The 17422-nt window shown below is 47.0% G+C and carries 10 protein-coding genes; 6 read left to right on the forward strand and 4 right to left on the reverse strand.

Annotated features, from left to right (window positions below; all coding sequences use genetic code 11):
• Positions 1 to 216 precede the first annotated feature (216 nt).
• The 4 genes from QUA56_RS27635 (at position 217) to QUA56_RS27650 (ending at position 11087) form a co-directional block, all read left to right on the forward strand.
• Positions 217 to 360, forward strand: coding sequence for a hypothetical protein (locus QUA56_RS27635; RefSeq protein ID WP_333364466.1), 144 nt, complete (start codon positions 217 to 219; stop codon positions 358 to 360).
• 524 nt (positions 361 to 884) lie between these two features.
• Complete coding sequence (locus QUA56_RS27640) at positions 885 to 1091, forward strand: hypothetical protein (RefSeq protein ID WP_333364469.1); 207 nt, start codon at positions 885 to 887, stop codon at positions 1089 to 1091.
• Positions 1092 to 1324: 233 nt separating this feature from the next.
• A complete protein-coding gene (locus QUA56_RS27645) occupies positions 1325 to 5545 on the forward strand; it encodes a chemotaxis protein CheB (RefSeq protein ID WP_333364472.1) in 4221 nt (1406 codons plus the stop codon).
• Between the two features lie 1339 nt (positions 5546 to 6884).
• A complete protein-coding gene (locus QUA56_RS27650) occupies positions 6885 to 11087 on the forward strand; it encodes a chemotaxis protein CheB (protein ID WP_333364475.1) in 4203 nt (1400 codons plus the stop codon).
• Positions 11088 to 11135: 48 nt separating this feature from the next.
• On the opposite strand, the gene QUA56_RS27655 is transcribed toward QUA56_RS27650, so the two are convergent.
• Positions 11136 to 11327, reverse strand: a complete 192-nt coding sequence (locus QUA56_RS27655) for a hypothetical protein (RefSeq protein ID WP_333364477.1) — start codon at positions 11325 to 11327, stop codon at positions 11136 to 11138.
• Between the two features lie 552 nt (positions 11328 to 11879).
• Positions 11880 to 12731 carry a M48 family metallopeptidase gene (locus QUA56_RS27660; RefSeq protein WP_333364480.1) on the reverse strand — a complete coding sequence of 284 codons (852 nt, stop codon included), beginning with the start codon at positions 12729 to 12731 and terminating at the stop codon, positions 11880 to 11882.
• A 520-nt stretch (positions 12732 to 13251) separates the two neighbouring features.
• On the opposite strand from QUA56_RS27660, the gene QUA56_RS27665 reads away from it, so the two are divergent.
• Positions 13252 to 13776 carry a DUF4330 domain-containing protein gene (locus tag QUA56_RS27665; protein WP_333364484.1) on the forward strand — a complete coding sequence of 175 codons (525 nt, stop codon included), beginning with the start codon at positions 13252 to 13254 and terminating at the stop codon, positions 13774 to 13776.
• A gap of 210 nt (positions 13777 to 13986) precedes the next feature.
• On the opposite strand, the gene QUA56_RS27670 is transcribed toward QUA56_RS27665, so the two are convergent.
• On the reverse strand, positions 13987 to 14892 hold the full coding sequence (locus QUA56_RS27670; protein WP_333364487.1) for an alpha/beta hydrolase: 906 nt from the start codon (positions 14890 to 14892) through the stop codon (positions 13987 to 13989).
• A 528-nt stretch (positions 14893 to 15420) separates the two neighbouring features.
• On the opposite strand from QUA56_RS27670, the gene QUA56_RS27675 reads away from it, so the two are divergent.
• Complete coding sequence (locus tag QUA56_RS27675) at positions 15421 to 16035, forward strand: hypothetical protein (RefSeq protein WP_333364489.1); 615 nt, start codon at positions 15421 to 15423, stop codon at positions 16033 to 16035.
• On the opposite strand, the gene QUA56_RS27680 is transcribed toward QUA56_RS27675, so the two are convergent.
• On the reverse strand, positions 16003 to 16932 hold the full coding sequence (locus tag QUA56_RS27680) for a hypothetical protein (RefSeq protein WP_333364492.1): 930 nt from the start codon (positions 16930 to 16932) through the stop codon (positions 16003 to 16005). The two genes, QUA56_RS27675 and QUA56_RS27680, sit on opposite strands and share 33 nt — an antisense overlap.
• Positions 16933 to 17422: the final 490 nt, after the last annotated feature.

Raw genomic sequence — 17422 nt, forward strand, 5'->3', positions numbered from 1 at the left:
CTTTGAATTATGGGGTTGATTGGCATCTCCTTAAACTTGCCGGGTTTGCTAGATTTAAAAATTGTCTAAACTTTCTATAATACCACAAAATTATTTTGCAAGAGGTCTATTATATAACCACTTAAACGTATAGGGCTGAAGCCCAACTACGTACCTCATCTTTCTGAGAACGGCTATAATACAAGTTGCCGCTATGCCTAAATAAACATCGCCTTGATGCTGCTTGAAATTTTCTTTGAGTCGATCGAGAAATTTGGCGGTAAAGTCATTAAAACTATCGGCGATGCCGTCATGGCTGCCTCGATCGGCAACGAACAAGCAATTATGACCAAGAATTTCTTGATGGTACCCGCCACGTGATTTATCCGTGGAATCAATCTAAAATCGAAAATCTAAAATCCTCAAGCCCCCGCATTTATCCGTGGGGTCAATCTAAAATCTAAAATCGAAAATCTAAAATCGATTGACGGCCGCCGGTGCTGTGGCTAGTTTCAGGAAATACAACTCAACTCGCCAAAAAGTAGAGTGGATTCAAGTCAGAATTGGTATTCACCGAGGGACGGATTTATATCAAATCCGGTAGCATCGGAATTATATAGTGCGAGCGTCCATAGCGAACGACATAGATCGTTCGCTATGGACAACGTGAGCGCTGATACGCTCCAAATATATAGCCTTTCTCAAAAAGATGAGGTATGACTGACAGCTTACATAACCACTTAAACTAAGAGGGCTGAAGCCCAACTACGTACCTCATCTTTCTGAGAACCGCTATATGATTCCGATGCAACCGGAAACGATATTACTGATAAATCTGAATAGTTCGATCGACTATTTTGGTTCCTCAGTCAACAAAGCCGCCCAGATTCAAAATCTTGCTAAAAGTGACGAAGTTTCGTTTTCCGAAGATGTTTATTCATGACCAAGCATTTTTGACAGCATTAAAAGCTGCTGGAGTGTCCGAAATTCACAAACGAGTTGAAGATTTAAAGGGAATACCAGGCGCACAAGTCGCTTTTACTGCTAGAATTAATACTGAATCAGTAATCGTTGTCTGCTACACCGATCGCTCAAAGAAGCTAAGTAGGTAAGCGAATATACCTGGTTATTGGCAGCCTCTCCTGGCGATCGCCCCAACAGCAGATAGATATAGTATAGTTCTCAGAGCTTGCTCATCTAATAGCTTCAAAGCTAGACCTCATCCTTAAGCTACGGGTCTTCTGGTGGCAACTTAACCTTTAATAAAAATAGTCCGAATTACTTAGTCACAGGGGCTTACCAGATACTTTTGCTGCTAAGTAATTGCTATATAGGACTTTGTACCATGACTTCTAATCAATTCTCTCCAGAAAATACACCCGAATCGATCGCACCGGTCGCCCTCGACAGCCAACAATTAGCCGAAACTGAAGCCCCCTTTCCCATCGTTGGGATTGCCGCCTCAGCAGGAGGGTTGGAAGCCTTCACCGACTTACTCAGCCATTTACCGGTAGATACGGGTATGGCGTTTGTGCTGATTCAGCATTTAGCGCCCGATCACAAAAGTCTGCTAACCGATATTCTCGCCAGACAGACGCAAATGCCTGTTAGTGAGGTACAAAACGGCGTAGCTGTAAAGCCCAACCAAGTCTACATCATTCCGCCCAACACCAAAATGGTGCTGTGTAAAGGCGTGCTGCAACTATCACCCCGCGAGAAGATTTATGGCAAATATATGCCGGGAGATGCGTTTTTTACATCATTGGCGATCGATCGCGGACACAAAGCGATCGCCGTAGTATTATCCGGGGGAGACGGAGACGGTTCACTGGGGCTGATGGCAATCAAAGCAGCCGGAGGCATGACTTTTGCTCAATGTCAAGACACAGCAAAATTCGATAGTATGCCGAATACCGCTGTTGCTACAGGAAATGTCGATTTTGTTCTGCCACCGGAAAAAATTGCCGAGGAACTGGCAAAATACAGTCGCAGTCGCCTTCTAACTTCCACAATTTCCCTAGCAAAAGTTGAAGAATCGCCCGCACCGGGAGATGCCCTGGCAACTATTTTTGCGCTGCTGAAATCGACCGCAGGCGTTGATTTTAGCCACTACAAACCCACAACGATCGCTCGACGCATCCAGCGGCGGATGGTATTGTACAAGCTAGAGAGCTTGAATGATTACGCCGCATACCTTCGACACCATTCGGCTGAAGTCACAGCTTTGTATGAAGAAATCCTGATCCACGTTACCAGTTTCTTCCGCGATCCCGAAGCCTTTAAAAAGTTAAAAAAGCTGGTTTTTCCCACCATTACCCAAAATAAATCGGCAAATGCTCCCATTCGGATTTGGGTGGCGGGATGTTCCACAGGTGAAGAAGTTTATTCGATCGCCATTTGCTTGTTAGAGTTTTTGGGCGATCGAATTATCCCGCCGCCGATCCAGATTTTTGCCACGGATATCAGCGACGCGGCGATCGGCAAAGCAAGGTCTGGTTTCTACTTAGAAAACCAGATGGTAGACGTTTCACCAGAACGGCGTAATCGCTTCTTTATTCGCGCGGCAGAAGGAGGTAGTTATACAATCTGCAAGACAGTCCGCGAACTGTGTGTATTTGCCCGACAAGACTTAGGCAGCGACCCGCCTTTTTCCAATCTCGATTTAGTTAGCTGTCGCAATGTGCTGATCTACTTAGCAGAGTCATTGCAAAAAAAAGTGATGCCGATTTTTCATTACAGTCTTAACCCAACAGGCTTTCTCCTGTTAGGCACTTCTGAGAGTACCGGAAAATTTTCATCATTATTTACTTCAGTGGATAAAAAGTCTAAAATTTATGCCAAAAAGTTAACTGCGACTCGTCCCACTTTTTCATTTACGCCGAGTTCCTATCCCGTCGCTAAAGCTGCTCAACAACAGGGAATGAATGAAGAAAATTTGATAAATAACTTTGACTTACAGCGAGAAACTGACCAACTGATTTTGAATCGCTATGCCCCAGCCAGCCTGCTTGTCAACGAGGAGATGAAAATCCTGCAAGTGCGGGGAGACCTCGATCCTTACTTTAGAGTGACAGCCGGAACGCCGGACTTAAACTTGCTGACAATGGCAAGGGCAGGCTTGCTTGTTGAGCTTCGCACCGCGATGTCTCAGGCACAAACGCAGAACGTGACAGTTAGGAAAGAAAGGGTAGTGGTTGAATCGGGCGGACGATCGACTACCGTCAATATGGAAGTGATGCCGTTCCAGTCGCACACCGTCGCAGCACGCTATTTTTTGGTGCTATTTGAAGAAGTTTTACCCCAGGCGATCGACTTCTCCACCGTCACTGCTGAAAGCTGCGAGCCAGGTGATTTAGATCCTGAAAATCAGCGGCTGAGGCAGGCACTTGCCGCCGCTAACCAAGAAAAAATTGCGGCTCAAGCGCACCTGCAATCGCTAATCCAAGAGCAGGAAAATCTCAACCAAGACCTCAAAATTGCCAACGAAGAAATCCTATCGAGCAACGAAGAGTTGCAAAGCAGCAACGAGGAGCTAGAAACTGCCAAAGAAGAGATTCAAGCCACTAACGAGGAACTCACCACCACTAACGAGGAACTTCGCAGCCGATATTTTGAACAAAGCCAGCTCAATAACGATCTGACAAACTTGCTTGCTAGTATCAATATCCCAGTCTTAATGCTGGCAAACGATTTACAGATTCGACGCTTTACGCCAACCGCGCAGGAAATTTTTAATCTAATTCCCACAGATATTGGACGACCCTTTAGCGACATCCGATCGACTCTTGAGGTTCCTGACTTGGAACAGATGATTTTGGAGGTGATTGATACTCTCCAGACGCAAGAACGAGAAGTTCAAACTTTATCGGGATATTGGTACAACCTCCGCATTCGTCCTTACCGCACAACGGAAAACCAGATTGACGGTGTGGTGATGGTTTTGATCGATATTGATGCTCTTAAACGCAGTACCAGAACCTTGGAGGAAGCCCGAAACTACGCTGAAACCATCGTGGAAACTGTGCAAACACCTTTAGTCGCGCTAGATGCTGATTTCCGAGTGCACAAAGCAAATAGATCGTTCTATGAAACGTTTCAGGTTTCTGCCTCAGAAACAGCGCAATCTTCGCTGTTTGACCTAGGGAACGGGCAGTGGAATATCCCTCAATTGCGATGGATATTGGAAGATATTCTGGTTACTGATATTCAGCTTGAAAACTTTGAGTTGGATCGCGTATTTGAGCAGATCGGGCACAAAACTATGCTGCTGAATGCTTGTAAACTTGAACGAGAAGACCGAGCTGTAATGATTCTGCTGTCGATCGAAGATATCACCGAGCGCAAGCAGTTTGAGACGCTGCGATCGCTGTTATTGCAGCACGAACAGTTGGCCCGCCAACAAGCAGAAAGTGCTAACCGAGCTAAAGATGAATTTCTGGCGAATCTATCCCACGAGCTCCGCAATCCCCTGACTCCGATCCTGGCGTGGGCACAAATGCTGCGTACTGGCAAGCTGAAGGAAGCAGACGCTAATCGCGCTCTAGAGGTGATCGAGCGCAGCGCGAGGGCGCAATCTCAGTTAATCGAAGATATTCTCGATATTTCTCGGATTACGAGCGGCAAGCTTCAACTGGTAACCCGTTCGATCGATCTGCGGTTAGTGGTGCAAGCTGCGCTGGAGGGGGTTCAATTATCAGCCGAAGCAAAAAACATTCAAATTGTTTCGGATTTGAGTTGTGCAACTGTCTCAGGCGATATCAATCGCTTGCAGCAAGTTGTGTGGAATATCCTGTCTAATGCGATTAAGTTTACTCCGGCGGAGGGACGAGTCGAAATCATGTTATCGGCGATCGAGAATCATGCTGAATTTCGAGTCAGCGATACGGGAAAAGGCATTCGGGCAGAATTTTTGTCTCATATTTTCGATCGTTTCCATCAAGGCGATGCCAGCAGCACTAAAGCGAATCAAGGGCTGGGATTGGGTTTGTCGATCGTGCGTCACCTGGTAAAATTGCACGGGGGAACGGTGCAAGCCGAAAGCCCGGGTGAGGAACAAGGAACTACAATCGTTGTGAGATTGCCGCTACTAGCCTTGTCTGAAGAGTTGACACCGGCGATCGATTTAAACACAACTGCTTTGGCTGCGCTTTTGAATGCCTCTACCGATATTGTCCCCTCTCTCAAAGGCTTGCACATCTTAGCCGTAGACGATCGGATCGATACGCGCGATCTCTTAAAATTTGTGCTCGAAAGCTACGGCGCTGAGGTTTTGACGGTGGAATCTGCCAGAAGTGCGATCGCTGCTTTGACTGAGAATCCCGGCAGATATGACGTGCTAATCTCCGATATCGGAATGCCCGAGGAAGATGGGTATTTCTTAATTCGAGAAGTGCGAACTCTTGCTGCTGAAGCAGGAGGACAAATCCCAGCGGTTGCGCTGACTGCGTATGCGAGCGATCGAGAACGCGAAATGGCGATCGAAGCTGGTTTTCAAAGGCATATAGCTAAGCCTGTGAAGCCGATTGTACTAGGATTAATGGTTGCCAATTTAGTAGGACGATTTTAATTGTTTTTTTGTAGAAACACAAGAATGTTGTGTCCTTATATAGCCTTTCTCAGAAAGATGAGGTACGTAGTTGGGCTTCAGCCCTCTCAGTTTAAGTGGTTATATAATCTGTCAATCATACCTCATCTTTTTGAGAAAGGCTATAGCAAATTCGCGGGGAGCATCCCATTTTTGCTTTCAGATCGTGGACGGTTGCATCAGAATAATATATTTGGATCGTATTCAGTGCGAGCGTCTCGCTCGCGATTTAGCCGCTCGCGAGACGCTCGCACTCGTAAAAAACGCTTTTTACCAAATTGGGATGCTCCCAATTCGCGTTAAAAACCCCCGATATGCCGCTCGCGAGACGCTCGCACTCGTAAAAAACGCTTTTTACCAAATTGGGATGCTCCCAATTCGCGTTAAAAACCCCCGATCGGACTCGGCGTTTGAAACCGCTTCTTGTCACGCGAAGTCCGAGCCGAGGCGGACTGAAGAATCAAGTATTATGGAATGAGAATTAAATAACTTATAGCCTTTCTCAAAAAGATGAGGTATGACTGACAGCTTACATAACCAGCCAGACGCTTGAGGGCCCAAGCCCAACAACGTACCTCATCTTTCTGAGAACCGCTATACATAAGTTTGTGGGGTGGGCGTCCCGCCCGTCCAAAAAGGGCGGGCGAGACGCCCATCCCACCATAACAATTAAAATTGTAAGTTATTTAATTCGCGATCCTATTTTGTACGGAAACAACATTGTGGTGTCCTAATCTTGTAGGGAAACAACATTGTGCATTGGTATCAACTTAAGCCGATCGCCCCATGTCACAAAACGTCAGGCGATCGCCATCTTGGCGATTGCTTTGCCGATCCGAACAATGAGATAAAATTTAGCAATTACAGAAAAATTATTTTTTTTAAAAAAATAATTTTTCTGTCGCGAACCAGTTATGTAGGGTGCGTCGCTGCTGATGTTTAATGGAACTTGCAGATTGACTGGTGGCGACGCACCTTACTTACGACCCTTGTTGTGTGTACCGCATATATAGCCTTTCTCAAAAAGATGAGGTATGACTGACAGCTTACATAACCACCCAAACTAAGAGGGCTGAAGCCCAACTACGTACCTCATCTTTCGCTCGAACCGCTATACATGGAATATGCTGTAAAACCGATTTTTTTCATTATTTTTATTTTTTCCCCTTAAAGTTTTGAATCGCTACAATACTGTACTTAATCCTTCAGGCAGTTGCGTAAACTCAGCCAAATAAAGTCCTATTAGGATAGGGGATATTAGTAAATCCCAGGCTGACAACATTAGCTAGCTGCTAATCTGCCGTATTTAAAATTAATTTTTATGAACTTATCTGATGACAGTACATTCCCACCGATCGACCCTAGCGCGATCGATCTAGATTCCGAAGCCAAAACCGACGCCCCCTTTCCCGTCGTCGGGATTGCGGCTTCTGCAGGAGGGTTGGAAGCATTCATGCAGTTGCTGAGTCACTTACCCGCAGATACCGGCATGGCATTTGTGCTGATCCAGCACTTATCGCCCAATCGCAAAAGCCTGCTGACCGAGATTCTCGCCAGAACCACGCAAATGCCCGTGCTTGAGGTGGAAGACGGGATGACTGTAGAGCCGAACCGTGTCTACGTCATTCCGCCGAATACCAAGCTGCTGGTGGAAGGGGTGTTCAGACTGCTCCCCCGGGAGAAGATTGATGGCAAATATATGCCCGCCGATGCGTTTTTTACCTCATTGGCGCTCAATCGCGGCAACAAATCCATCGGCATAGTTTTATCGGGAGCCGATGGAGACGGCGCCGCGGGGCTGATGGCAATCAAAGCAGCCGGAGGCGTGACTTTTGCTCAATGCGAACAAACAGCAAAATTCGACAGTATGCCGAATACCGCCGTCGCTACAGGTAATGTAGACTTCGTTTTGCCGCCTCAAGAAATTGGGCGGCAACTGGGAAATCTCAGCAGCCATGCCTTCCTAGCTGGGCAGCCACCCGTCACAATCCCTGAAGAATTGCCCGCACCGGGATCGGCCCTGGCGACTATTTTTGCGCTGCTAAAATCGAGCACAGGCGTTGACTTCACCCACTACAAACCGGCCACCCTGAACCGGCGAATGCAGCGGCGGATGCTGCTGTACAAGATAGAAAAATTGGAAGATTACGCCCAACATCTGCTCCAAAATCCGGCGGAAGTCACAGCTTTGTATGAAGAAATTCTGATCCACGTCACGAGTTTTTTCCGTGACTTAGAAGCTTTTCAACGCTTAAAAGAGTACGTTTTCCCCGCCGTTACCCAAAACAAATCGGCAGAATTTCCGGTTCGGATTTGGGTGGCGGGATGTTCGACAGGGGAAGAGGTTTACTCGATCGCCATTTGCTTGTTAGAGTTTTTAGACGATCGAGACCTGAAGCTGCCGATTCAGATTTTTGCCACGGATATCAGCGAGACGGCGATCGCCAAAGCCCGGTCTGGTTTCTACTTAGAAAACCTGATGTTAGGCGTTTCCGAAGAGCGGCGCCACCGCTTCTTTGTCCGTACTGAAGAAGGCGGATATCGCATCTCCAAAACAGTCCGGGAACTGTGCGTATTCGCCAGACAAAACTTAGGCATCGACCCGCCTTTTTCTAATCTCGATCTGATTAGCTGCCGCAATGTACTGATTTACTTGGCCGAACCTTTGCAAAAACGAGTTTTATCGATTTTTCATTACAGTCTCAACCAAACTGGCTTCCTGATGCTCGGCACTTCCGAAAGTACGGGCAAATCCTTGGACTTATTTAGTTTAGTGGACGGGCTATCGAAAATTTATGCCAAAAAGTTAACAGCAAGTCGTCCCACATTTTCCTTTGCGACGAGTTTCCCTCTCCCAACCCAAGTAGATAATCCGCAGCGAATGAATGCAAATTTTGCGAATAACTTTGATTTACAGCGCCAAACAGACCAATTGATTTTAAATAGCTACAATCCTGTTGGTGCGGTGGTCAACGACCAGATGGAGATTTTGCAACTGCGGGGAGACACCAATCGGTACTTGAGACTAACACCGGGAACGCCGAGTTTAAATTTGTTCGCAATGGCGGTACCAGGATTGTCTGTCGAGCTTCGCACCGCAATTTATCAAGCGCAAACTCAGAATGCGACGGTGAGAAAAGAACGGGTGAGCTTGGCAGAGGGCGATCGCACAAATTTTGTGAATTTTGAGGTGATTCCGTTCCAACTTGCAAATGTGGAAACGCGCTATTTTTTGGTGCTGTTTAAAGAATTTTCACCCGCTGCGATCGACCCAGAAAACTTCACTTTTGACAGCTTAGAACCAAAAGATTTAGAGCGGGAAATATTGCGGTTGAGACAGGAACTTGCCAAGTCTGACGATGAGAAAATTATGGCTCAATCGCACCTGAAAGCGGTGGTAGAGGAGCAAGAAAATCTCAACCAAGACCTCAGAGTTGCCAACGAAGAAATTATTTCGAGCAACGAGGAGCTACAAAGCATCAACGAGGAACTAGAAACGGCTAAAGAAGAAATTCAAGCTGCCAATGAAGAACTGATTACCACTGTCGAGGAACTTAGCACTCGAAATCTCGATTTGCAGCACGTTAATAACGACGTAACAAATTTGCTAGCCAGTATCAATATTCCTATTTTAATGCTGGAAAACGATTTGCGGATTCGCAGCTTTACGCCAATGGCACAGCGGCTGTTCAATCTGATTTATACGGATATCGGACGCCCCTTTAGCGACATCCGCTCCAATTTGGAGCTTCCCAACTTGGAAGCGATGATTTGGGAGGTGATCGATTCTCTCAACACCAAAGAAGAAGAAGTGCAAACAGAATCGGGATATTGGTACGCCCTCCGCATTCGTCCTTACCGGACGAGCGAAAACCAGATTGAGGGTGTGGTAATAGTTTTGATCGATATTGATGCTCTCAAACGCAGTGTGGCCACCGTAGAAACAGCCCGCAACTATGCCGAAACAATTGTGGAAAGCGTGCCGACGCCTTTAATCGTGCTGGATGCAGATTTGCAAGTGAACACCGCCAATCGAGCGTTATACGAAACGTTTCAAGTTTCATCTTCAGAAACCGCCCCAACTTCCTGGTTTGATGTAGCTAGCGAGCAGGGGAATACCCCGGAATTGCGGTTGCTTTTGGAAGATATTCTGATTAATAATGTTGAGATTACCAACTTGGAGATCGAGCTGGTTTTTGCTCGGCTCGGCCAGAAAACTCTGCTGCTCAATGCTTGTAAAGTTGAACCAGAACACAATGTTTCAATGATTCTGCTGTCGATCGAAGATATCACCGATCGCAAGCAGTTTGAGACGGAGCGATCGCAGTTATTGGAGCAGGAAAAGTTGGCCCGCCAACAAGCAGAAAGTGCTAACCGAACTAAAGACGAATTTCTGGCGAATCTCTCCCACGAGCTCCGCAATCCCCTGACTCCAATTCTGGCGTGGTCACAAATGCTGCGTACTGGGAAATTGAAGGAAGAAGCCGCTATTCGCGCTCTAGAGGTGATCGAGCGGAGCGCGAGGGCGCAAGCTCAGCTAATTGAAGATCTGCTCGATGTTTCTCGGATTACCAGCGGCAAGCTTAAACTGGTCACCCGTTCGATCGATCTGCGGTTAGTGGTGCAAGCTGCGCGGGAGGGTATTCAATTATCAGCCGAAGCAAAAAACATTCAAATTGTTTTGGATTTGATTTCTGCAACTGTGTTAGGGGATATCGATCGCTTGCAGCAAGTTATGTGGAATATTCTATCTAATTCGATTAAGTTTACTCCGGCGGGGGGACGAGTGGAAATCGTGATGGAGGTGAGCGAGAATTATGCTAAAGTTCGAGTCACGGACACCGGAAAAGGAATTGCGCCTGAGTTGTTACCGTATATTTTCGATCGCTTCCGCCAAGGAGATTCCAGCACGACTAAGAAGAATCAAGGGCTGGGATTGGGCTTGTCGATCGTGTATCATCTTGTCCAACTGCACGGGGGAACGGTGCAAGCCGAAAGTCTCGGGGAGGGACAAGGAACTACAATCGTTGTGAGATTGCCGCTACTGGCCTCCCCTGGAGAGTTGACACCGCCAAACCCCGCAGATTCGGCTGCATTGCGAGATTTGACCGAAGAGTCGATCGAGCGCGTTCCTTCTTTGGAAAATTTGCAGGTTTTAGTTGTTGATGATGAGGTTGATACCCGCGATCTCTTAAAATTTGTGCTGGAAAACTACGGCGCTGAGGTTTTGACGGTGGAATCAGCCAGAAGTGCGATCGCTGCTTTGACTGAGAATCCCGGCAGATATGACGTGCTCATCTCCGATATCGGAATGCCCGAGGAAGATGGGTATTTCTTAATACGAGAAGTGCGAGCTCTTGCTGCAGATGCCGGAGGACAAATCCCAGCCGCCGCGCTGACTGCGTATGCGAGCGATCGAGAACGCGAAAGGGCGATCGAAGCTGGTTTTCAAACGCATATTGCCAAACCTGTCAAGCCCGTTCAACTAGCATTAATAGTTGCCAATTTAGTAGGACGATTTTAAGTGTTTTTTTGAAAATATAGCGTATCATACGACTTATATCAATTCCGGTTACACCGTCCGTGATGGTTGACTGTTGACTGTTGACTGTTGACTGTTGACTGTTGACTGTTGACTGTTAAAAATCTCAAATCTCAAATCGGTTGACTGTTGACTGTTGACTGTTGACTGTTGACTGTTAAAAATCTCAAATCTCAAATCGGTTGACTGTTGACCAAGAATTTCAAAGGTGGTACCCGCCACGCGATTTATCCGTGGAATCAATCCAAAATCTAAAATCTAAAATCCTCAAGCCCCCGAATTTAGGATCGTGGATTAAATAACTTCCGTAGGTTGGGTTGAGGAACGAAACCCAACAATCAAGCGTGGCGTTGGGTTTCGTTCCTCAACCCAACCTACAAAAAATGCAAGTTATTTAATTCTCATTCCTTATCCGTGGGGTCAATCCAAAATCCAAAATCTAAAATCTAAAATCGAATGACGGGCGGGTCGAAAAACTGAATAGTTGAGTGTTAACTGTTGACTCGATTTTATGATTCCGATGTAACCGGAAACGATATTATATCAATTCCGGCTGCGCCGGAATGACAAGCGAGGACACGGCAGTGCCGTTTCCCTACCACAATTAATTGTAGGGACACGGCACTGCCGTGTCCTGATTTCGGGTAATATTAATTCCGATGCAACCGGAAACGATATTACGCAAGGAATCATTTTTTACACTCACTATTTCTAGCGGTAAGGTGCGGTGTACATCGTCCTGCAGGTAGAGTCTGTGCGTAAGTCCTGACAATTTTACGAACCTAAAAGTCTGCGGATTTCTAGCCTGTAATCCTCATTATTCAAACCTTCACCGCTAGCAAGATCCGGATCTATAGCCTGCGAAATAGCAGCAATTCGATCGGCAGTAGCCGGGTGAGTGCTCAAAATGCTCGGCGGCGAAGGTTTGTTGAGCAACTTTTTCATAAAATCAACCATCCCTGATTGAGCGTAGCCCGATCGCCCCATAGTTTGCAATCCCAACCGATCGGCTTCATATTCAGCTTGGCGGCTGTGGGGACGGCGCAAAGCCAGTTCTACCCCAATCTGAACCGCCTGAGATCGATCGAGCCCTGTCGCCGAAGCCAAACCAGAGGCGATCGCCATTTGACGCATTTGTTGAATCGCGTGGCGAGCACTAATGTGACCGATTTCGTGGCCGATCACACTTGCCAATTCGGCCTCATTGTCCGCCGCCGCCATCAAACCTTTATTCACATAAACAAAACCGCCCATTGTCGCAAAAGCATTAATATTGTCGTCGTCAATCACTTGAAAAGTATAAGGAATATTCGGGCGAGTGCTTTCTTGAGCGAGTCGCTGACCGATGCGGTTGACATATAATGTAGTGGCGCGATCGCGGTCAATCTTCAACTCGCTGTTGGCCAACTGCTGATTAATTTGGCGGCCAATAGTCACCTCTTGGCTATCGGACATATTCGATAATTGAATAACTTGAATGCCCCGAAAAATCAGTTCAGGCAAAGAAAATGCTTGAGTCGGTTCCGGGGAAATTACCCAGATCCCGGCAACCACAATCAGCGACAGAAACAGGTAAATCCCCCGGCCGCAGGTACGCCGGCAAGTCAACCAAAAACTTTTTAACATGAGTGATACGTGCGAGAAGTTAGATAAACTTTTAGGAAAAGCGGGAAAAGTCACTAAATAGGCAGACGCAATTTGAGGCTGCTTAGTTGCTATTCTAGCTTTTTGCCAATTTTTGACCGAGAATTTCAAAGGTGGTACCCGCCACGCGATTTATCCGTGGAATCAATCGAAAATCTCAAATCGAAAATCCTCAAGCCCCCGCATTTATCTCGCGCAAGTCAATCTAAAATCTAAAATCTAAAATCTAAAATCGATTAACCCCGCCGCGAGTTACGGGCGATGGCCCTGCGGTCAACCAACCGCCCTCAACTGCCTTCTGCCTTCTGGTTTAAGTGCCCAAGTGATGCGGATTTTGGGCGATCGTTGTGGTAATATCTTTTAGCTTCAGGACTTACGCATCAATAAAGTATGTCATTGCCAGCGGTAGCTCAGCAATAGCAGCATCTGTTTTTCATCGATGTCTGCGTAAGTCCTGAGCTTGTAAACATACTCCTGTCGCTATCAGTATAATAGGCGATTTATGAAAATTTTGGATTCTCAAGGCCGGCTGTTCGGCAAACTCAGCATTCTAGACGTAGGTGCCGCTCTCATCGTACTGCTAGTTGCAGTCGGAATCTTCTTCTTTCCCGGCACTTCTGGCGGTTCCGTCGCCCAAGTCGGCAGCAGTGTCAAACCTGTAGAGATGGATGCAATTGCGATCGGTCTCAAAGGAACAAACGTTCAAGATTTGTTCAAACCAGGCGATAAAATCAATGTGGTGATCCGCAATCAACCCTCCGGTCAGATTACCATCAAATCTGTCAAAACTCTCACCAGAACCCTAGCAGTTCCTCAGCCCAACGGCACTCTGAAAGCTCTCCCCGATCCCAGAGAAGAAGAAGCCTTCAGCAAAAATATGATGTTTACCTTAGAGGGAAAAGGTCAACTTACTGAAAATGGCCCGGTTTTAGGTAATACGAAAGTCAAAATTGGCACTACGCTAGAGCTTGAAGGCAACAAGTACATTTTCAACGCCAGCGTCATCGACGTGCGAGTGAAAGAATAGTCAGTAGTCAGTAGTCAGTAGTCAGTAGTCAGTAGTCAGTAGTCAGTAGTCAGTAGTCAGTAGTCATTAGTCATTAGTCATTAGTCAGTAGTCAGTAGTCATTAGTCAGTAGTCATTAGTCATTGCTAATGGGGAAGGGGGAAGAGAGAATATAAATTCCTTCTTCCTTCTTCCTTCTTCCTTCTTCCTTCTTCCTTCCTTTTTCCTTCTTCACCCTTGGGAAAGCACTTTTAAATATTGCCGAATTAAGCCAATAGTGACAGCCGGAAGTTCTAACTGCGGAGTCAAACCTACGTTTTCCAGAGATTGAAAAACTTTGATAGCTTCGGGGTTGAGGTTGGCCAACCGCTGACCGATATCCGGGCCGGTAAACTGCGATTGTTCTCCCCAAATAATCGCTGTCGGCGTTGTTAGCTGAGTGATGTACAGCGACAAATCAAAGCACAAATCTCCCCGTACAAAAGACAGGGCAGCATATTCTGCATTTGGTTCCAAAGCAGATTTGAGGTAAGCATCAACAATTTCTTGGTATACGCGGCTCGGATCTGCAAATTGGCGCTGTTCTAGGAAGCTGCGGATGCCGCCTTCTGTGGCGATTCCGGTACTGTAGAGCAATTTGTCTAAAATCGGGGTGCCCACTAGCTTAGCGAAGAAACTGCTGCCGTAATCTTGTCCGAAGTCTGACAAACCGCTGGGTATCGTCAAAATTAGGGATTTGAAGAGATCCGGCCGCGCGATCGCAGCTCGAATCGCGATCGCCCCCGTTAGCGAAGAAGCGATCGCATCTGTCGGACTGTCGCAAGTTTTTTCGACAAATTCAATCAAAGTTGTGATATAATCTTCAACTTGATAATTTCTTGCCGGATGTTCCGATCGTCCCCAACCGATTAAATCAGGTGCTAAAATTCGATATTCGGCCGCAAAAGCCGGATAAACTTTCGACCATTCGTAGGCACTCGATCCGCCACCAAAACCGTGAAAAAATACTAAATTCGGTTTATTTTCCGCAGTAGAGGTCGGCAACCCGATCCAAGGCATTTTTTCAGCCGTGTAGTAAACCATTCTGCCGAGAGAAGTAACTATCGATCGCTGACCGAATCCGAGGGGCACAAGCATAAACTAACCTCAATCGCTGTGATATTTTAGATTTTTCTCCGCCGCCCCGTCTCTGTATAAAAAAATTGCGAAGCAGGGGCAGCTTTTGTAAAGATTGAGTAATGATTTAAATCTATTTTAGTACAGGTGAAGCGTGAAGCTACGGACAGCAAGTAAGTTTTGCGATTTGGGCCGATCGGCTGTGTAGTTATCCTCACCCTTGCAAACTACCCCCGATCGGAGATAATAACAAAATGATGGGTAAGACCCCTCAACAGAAAAGAGTCTGTTCGCCGACCCGGTATGTAGGCGCTCGGAAAGCAGGAGTATTTAAATCTGGCTTTCAAACAGACGGCAGATTTGCAGCCGCGAGCCAATCGCGAATAATTAAATCACCATATTTTGCGGAGCAGTGGCTTTTGAGGTCGAAAGTCTTTGTTGGAGGGCGGGCGATCGGTTGTCGATAATTGCAGGTTTGGCAATCACGGGCACCGCCGTTATAAATTCCCAAACACAAGAAACAACTAATCTCAGGGAGGTCTACTAAAAATGCAACTGCTCAGGAAACGGGATCGCGAGGGTTTTATGGTTGACGCAAAAAGTCTTCAATCGGACGGGTTTGCAGAATTTGATACTGCCTGTCGAAGCATGGATTTAAACGGCAAAAAGTCTTTAGTCGCCACTCCAGAACGATCGGGCGCAGGGTCAGAGGTGCGATCGCGCGCCACCGTACCGGCGATCGTCCGCCTAGCTTTAGAAGACTTGAAATGCTTTGAAGTAGTAGAAAACCAGTTTGCACATTGGGGGGTGACTTTTATCAATGCCGTCGCCATCCAACCTTCAAACCCTGCATTTTTCACGGGTTCTGGGTCAAAAGTGTTAATGGGAGCCCCAAAAAGCGGACTGATAGAAGTAACTTTCAAGTATCCTGTTCGTTGCGTGTCAGGACTTGTCACCAGTTCGCGGCGAACTGTTTTATCTGCTTGCGACATCGACGGCCACGCAATTGTTCAGGATGAAATGCCGGCGCCCAATCTGGCAGGGTCTAACTCTCCGATCGCCCCTAGCGCTCCCCTGCGCGTAAAAGCTCCGAATATTCATCGAATTACTTTTTACGCTTTTGACGGTCAGCTAGTAGTCGAGGACTTGGTTTTTGGATTTTAAAGCCATGCCATAAGTAGCGTCCCAAGTCTGCAAACCTTCGAGCAGGGCATTGCGAACTAAAGCTTCGGGTTCCCGACTCAGCATCAGGCGAAAGCACTCGGCGGCGCGGGAACGGGCGGTCGAACTTTTGACTGAACTCACAGAACCAAAACCACCCTGATTCACCAAATCGGTCATTTGCCGTACTGCAATCAAACGCTTCACGGGGTCAGCATCAGTCAAATCCGCCAGGATGCGATCGAGCGCCACTTCATCTTTTGAGGCTCCCAGACTCAACGCTTGCCGCAGCAACAGTCCTGCAATCGCGATCGTGCCCACATTCTGCAAAATCAGGCTCAAAGCCATCCAGTGGCTCTCGGAGTCCGCCCAAATCGCCAAACTCATGTAAGCGCCCAAGGTAGCAATGCCGCCGGTGCCTACCGCTAAAACAAACCGGCGGTTCGGGCCTTCCCAAAATTGCTCGCCTTTCGATCGGAGCAATTGCCAGTCCCACGACTGCCCTCGGTAAACCAGCATCATCGCTGCTATCCCCAAGCCTGTCGAAAACAGTAACTGACTGTTCCACCACCCCCAAACTGCTGTCAGGGTGACAACTGCCAGCCAACCTTTCGATCGAGTCAAATGCTCTAGCAACCACTTGAGAAAGGCGGTAGAAACCGCAGGGGATCGATCCCAGGAAGTCTTGCCATCTACCCTCCGGCGCTTTGTTGTGGCAGTCCGACCTGTCGCTGCTGGGTTTCCCGGCGGGCGATCGCGACTAAATTCTTTCAAAGCTCGGGGATCGGTCATTTCTAAAGACAGGTCGCTCAAGGGGAGATTACCGAGTTCCAATGTGCGATCGGACACTTTCACTGGCGATCGATTCAGATTGGTTGTAGTTTTTTTAACTTGATTCATACTGACTTTTTTGAAAAATAACTTAAAGTTATCCAGGCTTTTTTAGCACTGATTTAGATTTTCGGCAAACAAGACTCTAAGCTTCTATGATACCGGAAATTCAACTCCGTGGCGAGTACAGCAACTGCGATCAATTCCGAGAAATCCTTACCAAAAATAGAGCAATTGAAGATTGTCGAGAAAATCACGATAGGTTAACAGCGAATATTTCTGCATCGCTCTTGAGACAGAATGGCGATCGGAGTTAGTATCGCGCCAAAAACCAGAAAAATTTAAAATTTCAGAAATTTGGGGAATTTTGAGTGCTGGGAGAAGTCCGCCGAGAAATGTGCGACAAAAATTTAGCTTTTTGCCCGCAGGTGGATCTCGCTGCTACCCCCAGTGTCAGATGAGGCTGGGTTCAGCTTGACAAGCGAATTTCAAAGGTGGTACCCGCCACGCGATCCGTGGAATCAATCGAAAGCATCTCAAATCTAAAATCCTCAAGCCC

Source organism: Microcoleus sp. N3A4 (genome assembly GCF_036701805.1).
Taxonomy (GTDB): Bacteria; Cyanobacteriota; Cyanobacteriia; order Cyanobacteriales; family Microcoleaceae; genus Microcoleus.